Source organism: Clostridium niameyense, assembly GCF_001243045.1.
GTDB classification, from domain to species: Bacteria; Bacillota; Clostridia; order Clostridiales; family Clostridiaceae; genus Clostridium_F; species Clostridium_F niameyense.
Genome location: NZ_LN849007.1, coordinates 1263250 through 1275340 on the forward strand (window position 1 = coordinate 1263250; position 12091 = coordinate 1275340).

General features: G+C 26.3%; 9 protein-coding genes. 6 read left to right on the top strand and 3 right to left on the bottom strand.

Annotated features, from left to right (window positions below; genetic code table 11):
* Nucleotides 1-26: 26 nt before the first annotated feature.
* Nucleotides 27-2177, bottom strand: a complete 2151-nt coding sequence (locus BN1711_RS06985; protein WP_050607451.1) for a YhgE/Pip domain-containing protein — start codon at nucleotides 2175-2177, stop codon at nucleotides 27-29.
* 305 nt (nucleotides 2178-2482) lie between these two features.
* Between BN1711_RS06985 and BN1711_RS06990 the strand changes: the two genes are divergently transcribed.
* Nucleotides 2483-3286, top strand: a complete 804-nt coding sequence (locus BN1711_RS06990) for a DUF975 family protein (protein ID WP_050607452.1) — start codon at nucleotides 2483-2485, stop codon at nucleotides 3284-3286.
* An 83-nt stretch (nucleotides 3287-3369) separates the two neighbouring features.
* Here the strand turns inward: BN1711_RS06990 and BN1711_RS06995 are convergent, their stop codons facing one another.
* Nucleotides 3370-4251 (bottom strand): SDR family oxidoreductase, encoded by an 882-nt coding sequence (locus BN1711_RS06995; protein WP_050607453.1) that lies wholly within the window; start codon nucleotides 4249-4251, stop codon nucleotides 3370-3372.
* Nucleotides 4252-4421: 170 nt separating this feature from the next.
* On the opposite strand from BN1711_RS06995, the gene BN1711_RS07000 reads away from it, so the two are divergent.
* The 4 genes from BN1711_RS07000 (at nucleotide 4422) to BN1711_RS07015 (ending at nucleotide 9630) form a co-directional block, all read left to right on the top strand.
* Nucleotides 4422-5012: a 3'-5' exonuclease gene (locus BN1711_RS07000; protein ID WP_050607454.1), complete on the top strand. Its 591-nt coding sequence runs from the start codon at nucleotides 4422-4424 to the stop codon at nucleotides 5010-5012.
* A 109-nt stretch (nucleotides 5013-5121) separates the two neighbouring features.
* Nucleotides 5122-6711: a GGDEF domain-containing protein gene (locus BN1711_RS07005; protein WP_050607455.1), complete on the top strand. Its 1590-nt coding sequence runs from the start codon at nucleotides 5122-5124 to the stop codon at nucleotides 6709-6711.
* Between the two features lie 97 nt (nucleotides 6712-6808).
* Nucleotides 6809-8110 (top strand): NCS2 family permease, encoded by a 1302-nt coding sequence (locus BN1711_RS07010; protein WP_050607456.1) that lies wholly within the window; start codon nucleotides 6809-6811, stop codon nucleotides 8108-8110.
* Nucleotides 8111-8271: 161 nt separating this feature from the next.
* Nucleotides 8272-9630: an APC family permease gene (locus tag BN1711_RS07015; protein WP_050607457.1), complete on the top strand. Its 1359-nt coding sequence runs from the start codon at nucleotides 8272-8274 to the stop codon at nucleotides 9628-9630.
* A 46-nt stretch (nucleotides 9631-9676) separates the two neighbouring features.
* On the opposite strand, the gene tsaA is transcribed toward BN1711_RS07015, so the two are convergent.
* Nucleotides 9677-10081, bottom strand: a complete 405-nt coding sequence (gene tsaA, locus BN1711_RS07020) for a tRNA (N6-threonylcarbamoyladenosine(37)-N6)-methyltransferase TrmO (protein WP_050607458.1) — start codon at nucleotides 10079-10081, stop codon at nucleotides 9677-9679.
* 155 nt (nucleotides 10082-10236) lie between these two features.
* Here tsaA and BN1711_RS07025 point away from each other — a divergent pair, with 155 nt between their 5' ends.
* The gene (locus BN1711_RS07025; protein ID WP_050607459.1) at nucleotides 10237-11946 is read left to right on the top strand and encodes a methyl-accepting chemotaxis protein; all 1710 of its coding nucleotides are present in this window, start codon (nucleotides 10237-10239) and stop codon (nucleotides 11944-11946) included.
* The last annotated feature ends 145 nt before the right edge of the window (nucleotides 11947-12091 follow it).

Sequence of the window (12091 nt, forward strand, 5' to 3'; positions counted from 1 at the left end):
TAATAATTGTCACATAATCTTTAAATTTATTCTCCTATACCAGACTCTTCAAATTTTTCTTCAAATTTGTCTACTAATGGATTCAATGGAGTTTTTAATAAATATCCTATTAAAACAGTAACTAAAGCAAAGGTTATTAATGCTACTAAATCTACTAACACTTTACTAACCAATGGTCCTGCAATAGCTTCTCTAAATCCATTTACTGAATAAGTAAATGGGAAAAATGGTTGTAATATTCTAAAAAACACTGGATCTACTTGTATAGGATAACTTCCACCACAACCAGCTATTTGAATAACTAATAATATAATAGACAAAGCTTTACCTACATTTCGTAATATAGATACTAATGTATATACTATAATTGAAAAGGTTAAAGAAGAAATTATTGCAAATAAGAGTAATAATAATAAATTTGAAGTTTGTACGCCTAATAAAAACTTATCTCCTAAAGCAACTATTAATCCCTGAATTACTGCTATGGTTATAAAAAACAACATTTTACCTAAATACTCTTCCTTTAAAGTTATATTTTCACTATCTTCAAATTTAGATAAGGTGGTTTTAAATATAGAAGTTAAAATAAGAGCACCTACCCATAGTGAAAGGGTTGTATAAATTGGAGCCATACCTGAACCATAATTTTCCACCTTATATATAGATTCCTCTTTTAAATTAAAAGGGTTGGCTACAAAATTTCCCATTAATTCAGGATTTGTTTGAAATATAGTTATAATTTTATTTAAATCATTATTATCTACTTTTTTTAATTCATTACTTAAGTTACCAATAAGCCCCTTAAATTCTTCTAGTTTTAAAGATAAATTTTTAGATGTATCTACAGCTAATTTGCTTCCCTCTGAAGAATAATTTAATAAATTATCTATTTGATTAAACATTCCTTGAGAGGAATCTAAAATAGAAGATGCATTTTCTGTAGATGCAATTAAATTATTTGCTATATTATTTAAACTAGGTCTTACAGCATTTGAATATGTAGTTAATGAATTAGAAACTTGATTCTCAATATTATTTGTTTTATCATTTAATGAATTAAAAATTTCTTCACTTAAGTTACTAGTATCATTTATATTATTTTGTAGTTTATTTAATTGTTCTTTTTCTGCGTTTAAATCTTCTTTAAGTTTATTTAAAGATGATATTATATTAGGTATGTTTTTATTTTCTTTATAGACTTTACTTATATTTTCTAAATAACTTATAAGTGAATTAACATTATTATTTATATGATCGATTGTAGTTATTGCATTATAAATAATATTTTTTTTATCCTTATTTTCAGTTTTTAAAGTATAGATCAAAGATTTTAATTTATTACTTTCACCTTGGATTTCATTTAAAATCAATTGAGTATTGCTAAAAGAAACATCCAAATCCTTTTTTACATTAGAGATTAAGTTTTGTGTATTAACTGTACCTTTCTTTACACTATTTAATCCATTGTTTATAGAGGGCATGGTCTTTTTTAGATTTGTAGAAAATTCACTTAGCGTAGTACCATGAGAGGATACAGTATCTAGAGCACTTTTTATAGAATCTAAATTGCTATTTAATTCAATGACACCTTTTTTTAATTTTAAAATATTATCTTTATTATCCTCAGCTTTTTTACCCGCTTGATTTAAATAATAAAATACAGTTTTGTTGACTGTATTTACAAAGTTAGAATTTATATTATTTACTATTTCAGATTTAGCAACACCTGTTATTTTACCTGCTACAGGATTGGATTTTGTATTAACCTTATAAATTATAGTAGGTTTTTTAGGTTTATCGCTATGTAATATACTAGTTAGATTTTTAGAGAAATCCTCTGGTATTTCTATCATTGCATAATAATTTCCACTAACTACACCTAAGTTAGCATCCTTGGAATTAACAAACTTCCAATTTAAAGCTGTATTTTTTTTAAGTTCTTTAATAACCTCATTTCCTACATTTATTTTTTTGCCATTTTCTAATACGTTTTTATCCTTATTTACTACAGCTATAGGCACAGTACTAGTGTTTTCATAAGGATTCCAACAGGCAGCGATGTTTACCCATGCATATAAAGAGGGTAAAAAACAAATTCCTAAAACTATTAAAATAGTTATAGGATTTTTTACTGTACTTTTAATATCTCTTTTGTAGATTTTAAAAATGTTTTTCATATGTTCACCTCAGACAAGTAAATTTAAAGTATAAAATATAGTTTATCAAATAAAATGTCGAAGATAAATAGCAAAAAATGGATATTGTTATATTTTTTAATAAATTATTGCTGTTTTTTCTGTTAATATATAATTTAATAAAATATGTTAATAGAAAATTAATATATCAACTAGTGTGAAAATAAAATTTAGTTAAATTTTACAACATTAACTCAACTAAAGAAAGTAAATAAGTTTCTACTAATTTGAAAAAGATGGGGATGTATAATATAATGAAAAAAAATATATTCATAAGGAGAAATTATATGGAAGATACAAACGTACTATCAAATAGCGAAATAAAATCTAAAGCTAAGAAAGCATTAAACGGTAACTGGATTGTAGCTGTAATTACATTTATTATTTATAATATAATAACTAACTCTATTTCCATAGGATATAATGTATATAAATTTAAAAATTTTTCAGCTGTTAATGAAAATACTGATTTAGGTATTACTATTACAATTTGTATAGCAGCTTTAATTTTAAAAGGTCCAATGACCTATGGTTTAAGAAGATTTTTTATTAATTTAGTTAGAAATGAAAATTATAAAATAGAAAACATATTTGAAGGCTTTAAATATTTTGGAGGAACATTTATTATAAATATTGTTTTATTTATATATGGATTTTTGATAAGCCTAGCAATTTTTATACCTTTTATAATAATTATTGTAGCTACATCAATAACTTCTTTTAGTTTACATGGCTTAGCAACTAATAATATGTTTTTAACAGCTTTTGTTATTATTTTAGTTATATCTATGTATCTAATTATAACTATTATTTTACTTAGATATTCTATGACTTACTATATCTATATAGATAACCCAGAAATAGGGGCTATGAAAGCCATAAAAGAAAGTGTTTTAATGATGGATGGTAATAAAACAAAACTTCTTTTATTATATTTAAGTTTTATTTTATGGTATATATTGGGTATTTTTACTTTAGGGATAGGATTTTTATGGATATTCCCTTATATAAATACATCTATAGCTGTTTTCTATGATGAAATAAAAAATAGTAAATTAAATGATGATAGTAAAGAGATAGAAATCATATAGTTTATATTGTATTTACAAATATATATAAAAGACTAAATTGCAATTAAAGATTAGTTGTAATTTAGTCTTTTTACTTATAGAATTTAAGAATTTATAATTTCTCCACCATTTACATGAATAACTTCACCAGATATATAAGAGGAGTCACTAGAAGCTAAGAATACATAAGCACTAGCTAGTTCAACTGGCTGACCAGGTCTTTTAACAGGAGTTTTTGCACCAAATTTTTCAACTTCATTAGGTGTAAAAGAAGATGGAATAAGAGGAGTCCATATAGGCCCAGGAGCTACAGCATTAACTCTTATCTCTTTTTGTGCTAAAGAAAGTGCTAAAGAACGAGTAAATGTTACAACAGCACCTTTACTAGATGAATAGTCGATTAAGCGCTCATGACCTTTATAAGCTACTACTGAAGCAGTATTTATGATTGATGAACCCTTAGGTAAGTGTGGTAAACTAGCTTTAACAAAATAGAACATACTAAATATATTAGTTTTAAAAGTTTTTTCTAATTGATCTGTAGGAATATCTTCTATACTATTTTGAGGATATTGAACACCAGCATTGTTCACTAATATATCTAACTTATTAAAATTTTTCAAGGTCTCATCTACAGCTTCTTTGCAAAAATTATCATAGGTTATATCACCTGCAATTAATAAACATTTTCTTCCTAGATCTTCTATTAATTTTCTAGTTTCTTTCGCATCATCATGTTCATTAAAATATACAATAGATATATCTGCTCCCTCTTTGGCAAAAGCAATAGCTACAGCTCTTCCAATTCCACTATCACCTCCAGTTATTAGGGCTACTTTATTATTAAGTTTTCCTGAGGATTTATAATTTGGATTATCAAAAATAGGTCTTGGATTCATAATTTGTTCTATTCCTGGTTGTGTTGATTGCTCTTGAGGAGGTAAAGACTTAGGAAAACTATTTATAAAATCTAATTCCTTGTTCATATTAATCATCCTTTCCAGTAATGTACTCTTAATTTATTATGGTTAATTAACTCTGATTTTATAGATTTTATTTTCAAAATAACTCTTATTAAAGTGAGTTATTTTTAGCTTCCTTATTTTGTGATATAATGTATAAAACTAATGAAATATTCAAAGGGGAGCTTTAATTTATGAAAAAGATATTTATAGATACAGAAACTACAGCATTAGAGCCAGGAGAAATTATACAGCTTACTTATTGTATTTGTGATTTAAATGAAAAAGATGAGGAGAAGGTATTTTTAGCAAAAAATTTTTTCTTCGATGTAAATTATATAGAGCCTTCTGCTGAGGCAATACATGGATTTAGTATAGAAAAATTAAAACTCTTATCAAATGGACAAACCTTTAAGGATATAGCCCCAGAGGTAAGTAATGATCTAAAAAATGGAATGTTTATAGCTCATAATGTTAATTTTGATAAAAAATTTGTAACAGCAGAATTTGATAGATTAGATTATATAGATTGGATTCCAAAGGAATTTTTTTGTACTATGGAATACTTTAAACCTATAGTACAGGCAAAGAATAGAAATGGTAGATTAAAAAAACCTAGATTGGAAGAAACCATGGATTTTCTTAATATAGATAAAAAAGTAGTTCTTCAAGGAGCTAAAAGGTTATTTGATTGTAGTAATGTAGATTTTCATGATGCTAGATATGATGTAGCAGCATTGGTATCTTGTTATTATAAGGCTAAAAAGCTTGGATATAATCTATAGTTTTACAATTAATATTAGAATTTCTTATTATATAAATAATTTTATATAATAAATATAAAAAACGTAACTAAAGTTAAAAGTAATAATAATTAAGGTGTTTGGATTACAAATGAAAAAGAAATATTATGATGAAATATCAAGAATAAGAAATTTATACATTTTTTCTATGCTATTTTGTTTTTTAGGATATTACCTGTGTAAATTTGTTTTTAGTAATAGACCTTACATAAGAAATGTTTCAGGAAGAATATTAGGATTAATAGCGTTAATATTTACAGAAATAGCTTTTATATACGCGGTAGATAGAACTAAACATAATAATAGGGCTTTATGGAAGTTTGCTATAATGTGTGGTTCTTTCTACATAACTGCTGAATGTTTTTGGATATACTATATAATAACAGGAATATATAATAGGATTTTTCCATTTAATTTAGGTGGTACAGAAGTTATTTACATGTTTTCTAGTTTAATTACTATGATATCCCTAGTTTACTTTATATTTAAGCATAAAAGAGATATTTTAAATTTAAGATTTATAATTGATTTTGTTACAATAATTATTGTTTTAGCTAGTATAATGTGGGATTATATTTTAAGTAATTTAAGTTATACTTTAAATATGGAAACTTATGCTTCCGGAATTTTTGGATTATATCTTCTGTGCAATATTCCGCTATTTATTGCAGCGTTAAATTTTTTAATAGATTTTAAATATTTTAATAATAAAGCAGTATATAGCTTATTAGTAGGTTCTACTTTATTAATATTTTTAAACTTGTATTCAATTTTAATAAATTCTTTTGAAATTTATAGTGTTAATTCTTTTGTAGATCCTATTTGGGTATTAGCTTTTCAATTTATTGGACTTTCTTCGTTGTATGATATTGATAATAAATATGAAAATATAAATATGAATTCTAAGATATTTTATATACTAAAAAATCTTAGTTCTATACTACCTTATGGATGTATTGTATTGTTACTAATAGTAAAACTACTAAGAACAAATAAAATAGACTTTTTAACAATTGGGTTTATGATGACTGTAGTTATAGTTATAATACGACAAATAATAACTATTATGGAAAATAAACGACTATTACAACTTTTATATAAATCTTATGAAGAGCTTGAAAACAAACAAAAAGTTTTAGAAAAAAAACAAGAAAGTTTAGAAAAATTAAATTTAGAAAATGAAAAACAAGCTAATACTGACTATTTAACAGGACTTCCTAATAGGCGTTTTTTAACACAGAAGGGTATAAAGATATTACAAACATGTAAAAAAGAAAACAAAAATTTTAGCATATTTATATTAGATATAGATGACTTTAAAGTTGTGAATGATACTTATGGCCATGACTTTGGTGATAAAGCCTTAAAACTTACTGCAAAAATTGCAAAAGAAGTTTTAAAAGATCAATTAATTGGACGTATAGGTGGAGAAGAGTTTGCTGGATTTATTGTAGCAGATAAAGATAAAGCAATGGAAGTTTTAGAAAATTTAAGAGAAGAAATATCAAAAAATGAAATTAAATATAATAAAAATATTAATATAAAAATTACAGTAAGTATAGGATTTTCTATGAATGTATTCAATAAAGATAAAAGTATAAATACTATTATATTAAGAGCGGATGAGGCTTTATATAAATGTAAAAAGCAGGGGAAGAATTGCGTGGCATTTAAAAAATAAACATGTTGCTTTTACTTTAGGTTTTTAATATAATATACAATGTGTCAATATTATGGCATGGGAGGGTGAGGGATAAAGAGAAAAGGATGAAGGAGAGTTGAATACAAAGTTTAACAAATTATTTAATCTTAATGACCATAATGCTACATTTAAAGGAGAAATGCTAGCAGGATTAACCTCATTTTTTGCAATTGTTTATATAATTGCTGTAAACTCATCAATACTATCTGATGCAGGTCTACCATTAGAAGGGGCAATAATTGCCACAGTTCTATCATCTTTTGTGGGATGTCTATTAGTTGGATTTACTAGTAATGCACCACTTATTTTAGTTCCGGGAATGGGAGTAAACGCACTTTTTTCCTATACTATTGTAGGTGCTATGGGACTTTCATGGAAACAAGCTCTAGCTGCGGTTTTTGTATCAGGTATCATGTTTTCCGTAGTAGCTTTTACAAAGCTTTCAAAGATTCTTACTGAATCCATTCCAACTTCATTAAAAGAAGCTATAACTGTAGGAATAGGTATATTAATTACTTTTATAGGGTTACAGAAAAGTGGAATTGTAGTAGGAAGCAACTCAACTTTTGTAGCATTGGGACAATTTAATAATCCATTAGTGTATGTAACATTTATTAATTTAATTATTACTGTAGTGTTATTTATACGAAATGTACCAGGTAATTTTTTAATAAGTATGATAACAGGAACATTTATATCTTATTTTTTTGGGCTTGTAGATGTTTCAAAGCTAAGTTTTTCAAATTTTTCATTAGCTGGTTATGGTGAGGTTTTCTTAAAAATGGATTTTAGTGCTATTACCTCTATTGTTTTTTGGGTAGCAGTGTTTTCACTGACTTTAGTTTTAGTATTTGAAAACTTAGGTTTACTTCATGGACATATAAATGTTATGTTAAAAGAGCCTAAAAAATTTAAAACTTCCTTTAGAGGGTGTTCAATATCAGCAATTACTTGTGGATTATTTGGAACAAGTCCAACAGTAGCTACTATTGAAACAGCAGCAGGTATAACAGCAGGAGGAAAAACTGGACTTACATCTATTGTTACAGGACTTTTATTTTTATTAGCATTATTTTTACTTCCTCTTATAAAGATTATACCTAATAGTGCCATCTCACCTATACTAATAGTTATTGGAGGATTAATGATTAAAAATACATTAAATATTAATTTTAATGATTTTTCGGAAGGATTCCCAGCTTTTTTAACTATAGTTATGATACCATTAACATTTAGTATTGTAGACGGTATGGCTTTTGGATTTATTGCTTATCCAATTGTAAAATTAGCTAATAAAAAATATAAAGAAGTATCTCTTGCAATGTACATAATTTCAATAATATTTTTACTAAATTTTATATTGCATGCATTAGGGTAATAAAAATATTATAACAATATATGAAAAATATATTGTAATTTTATAAAGATTAATGTAAAATAATTTAATGTGATTTTGAATAAATAGTCAGCAGAAATGCTGGCTTTTTTAGAATAAATAAAACTTAAAATATAATATAAAAAAGAGAGGAATGGGGCAATATGGAAAAAAGAGAAGAGGTGACTTTAAAAAAAGGATTAGGACTTATATCAACTACTGCTATAGTTGTTGGTAATGTTATGGGATCAGGTATTCTTTTATTAGTAGCTTCTTTATCTACAGCCTGTAGTTCAGGATCTGCGATATTAGGATGGATTATAAGTGGAATAGGAGCTATTTGTATGGGATTATCTTTTGCTAATCTAGGGGAGAAAATTCCTAAAACAGGTGGTCCTTATGAATACACAAAACAAGCATTTGGAGAATTTACTGGATTTATAAATGCATGGCTTTTTTGGAATTCCTATTGGATTGCTATCATAGCATCTTTAGTATCAGCTACAGCGTATTTAGCTGGATTTATACCTATTTTAAATGAGAATAGGTTAGCAGCATTTATATTTACTAGTGCTGTATTATGGATTTTTACTTATATAAATATAAAAGGCATAGAAGAAGCCGCAACTTTCCAAACTATATTAACTGCTACGGTTATATTATTATCTATAATATTTGTTTTTGTGACAAGTTCAAAATTTCAAATTAAAAACGTAACTCCACTTTTTCATAAGGGAGATGGTTTAACTTCTGTAAGCACTGCTGTTTCTATAACTCTATGGGCATTTTCTGGATTTGAGGCAGCTACAGTTTCAGCAGGAGAAGTTAAAAATGCTAAGAGAAATGTAAAAATTGCTACTATATTGGGCATTAGTATAAGCATCATATTATATTTAACTTTAAGCTTTTCTACTATGGGAGCTATAAAGCCTCAAGATTTATCTAAAGTAGATGGTAATTATGTAGCTGTATTAGCTCCTTATTTTGGACGTAAATTTGCTTATGTAGTTATTATAACAGAAGTTTTGAGTATATTAGGTACTGCTTTTGCAACTATTTTAACTACAGCTAGAATGTCTTATATAGCAGCTAAAGATAATATATTTCCTAAAGTGTTTGAAAAGATTAATCCTAAATACAAAACACCTTCTGCATCACTTATAATTGCTGCGATTTTAGGAAATATATTATTAGCAGCAAACTACACTAAGAGTTTGTCACAGTTATTCACCTTTATGATACTATTATCTAATCTTTCTTGTTTGCCTATATATGCTTGTACCGCTTTAGCAGATATAAAGCTTTGGAAAAAAGATAATAAAAACTATAGTAAAAAATCATTAATAAAATACTCTATAGTTCCTGTTTTAGCTTTTATTTATTCTGTATGGGCAATATATGGTTCAGGATTAGAAAGTAGTATATATTGTCTGGTTTTAGTAGTTTCAGGTTTGCCTATATATTTTTATAAAAAAAGAAAATCATTAAAAGTTGAAAAATTTCAAGAGATAGATAGTTATTAAAATTCTTGTGAAAAATAAACCTTTTTAAATAAGGTTTATTTTTTTATTATGGATTTAATTTTTTACTATAAGGTTTTATATCTAATATAGGAGTACCATGTAACATGTCCACTCCCTGTATTATTACCTTATTTCCAGTAACCTTTAATAGTTTTACTATAGATAATCCTATAGCATTAGGTCTTCTTGGAGATCTTGTTGAAAATACCCCTTTTTTTTCTTTACTCCAAGGGGTATGAGTTATAAGGCTATAATCTTTTGATTTGTTAAAATAGAATAAGACTATTATGTGAGACAATTTATCTAAACCTTTTAATCCATCTACATATTCTTGATTTATTTCAATTATAGCTTTTTTATCATTAGCATAAATACTCTGAGGTGGAATTTCTTCTATTTTTTCAAAAGGTGATTTTATATATCCAATGGGATTAAAGTTAATATTCGTCATATAAATTCTCCTTAATATATATAGTTTTATGAAATTATTACGATTAATATAAAATAAGGGTATAGCTGTAAAAAATGAAGTGTATTAACAACTACATTATAATAGTATACCATAAAGAAAGAGTTAATGTTAATTCTAAAGTAAGGGGGATTCTTATGAAAAGTACTAAAAAATTAAGTCAAAAGCTTATAAGTTGTTTTTTAGCCATTGCGATTTTAATAGGATTAGCAGGTTTTTTATCTTTAACTAAACTAAGAAGAGTTAACGAAAATAGCGAATCTATGTATCACACCTTAGAGGGTATTAAGATTTTAGAAAATTTAAAAGACAACTTCTTTGAAATAAGGGGAGATTTACTTGGTCTAGTTCACGAAAAAAACCAAGATAAGGAATCTTATTATTTAAATAATATTGATAAAATAATAAAGGATTCAGATAAAACATTAAAAAGTTATGGGGATAAACTTACAACATATTTTCCAGGTGAAAAGGAAGCTCATGAAAATTTAAAAACCAACTATATTCAATATAAAGAATATATAACTAAAATGGTAATAGCCTGTAAAAAGAAAGACTACGCCGAAGCTGATAGACAGGGACAGTTATCTTATCAATGTAGACAAAATATGATTAAATCTTTAAATAAAATAATAATCATTAACACTAAACATGCTAAGGATCTAAAAGCTAATAATATAACTGTGTATGGCAATTCTAGATCAATTGTATCAGTTATTTCTATAATTGGATTTGCATTTGCAATTTTATTAGGAACTTTTATTACAAGGGATATAAAAAATCCTCTTTCAAAAATGGAGTCGTTTGCAGATGAACTAGCAAAGTATAATTTAACCAGTAATTTAGAAATTAATAGACAAGATGAGTTTGGCTCTACAGCTAAGTCTCTTAAAAGTGTTCAGAATAATATGAAAGAATTAGTGGAAATTATAATGGGTAAATCCTCTGAACTTAGTGCATCTAGTGAAGAACTTTCAGCAACTATTGAAGAAATGACTGCAAAATTTGATGAAATAGATAGTTCTTCAAATAAAATATCAAAAGAGTTAGAAGAAACAAGCGCTTCAACTGAAGAAATTTCTGCATCAGTTGAAGAAGTAAACTCAAGTATAGAGGAACTTTCTGTTAAAGCAACAGAAGGAAGCGAAAATTCATCAAAAATTAAAGTAAAGGCTAATGATGCTGAAAAACTTAGTATTGAATCCAAAGGAGCTACACAAAATCTATATAAAACAAAAGAAAAGGACATATTAAAAGCTATTGAGGATGGTAAAGTAGTTGTAGAAATAAAAGTTATGGCAGAAGCTATAGCTAACATATCAGAGCAAACTAATCTTCTTGCATTAAACGCAGCAATAGAAGCTGCTAGAGCAGGGGAATATGGTAAAGGATTTGCTGTAGTTGCAGAAGAAATCAGAAAACTTGCAGAACAATCCAAAGGTACAGTAGACACAATACAAAATACTGTAGCAAAAGTTCAAAGTGCCTTTACAAACTTATCAGATAATTCAAAGGAAGTTTTAAATTTTATTGATGATACAATAATGAAGGATTATGAAGCTTTCTTAAATACCAGTGAAAGCTATGGAAAAGATGCTAATTTCTTAAGTAGTATGTCAGAAGATATTGCAGCAATGACTGAAGAGTTAAATGCTACAATTAATCAGGTAAGTGATGCAGTTCAAAATGTAGCTGAGGGATCTCAAAGATCTAATGAAAATACATCTCAGATATTGGATGGGATAAATGAAGCTACAGAAGGAATGACTGAAATATCTAAAACTGCACAAAATCAAGCAGAACTTGCGCAAATTCTTAATGAAATGGTAGGTAAGTTTAAAATATAAAATATGAAAAGTACATTAGCATTAAGCTAATGTACTTTTTTATTATAAATTGTTATTTTTTAATAAAGCAAAATATAAGTAATATATTTGTTGTTTTTTTAGTAAATTAATATTATGGATTACAAATAATTTTTATAGGAGAATT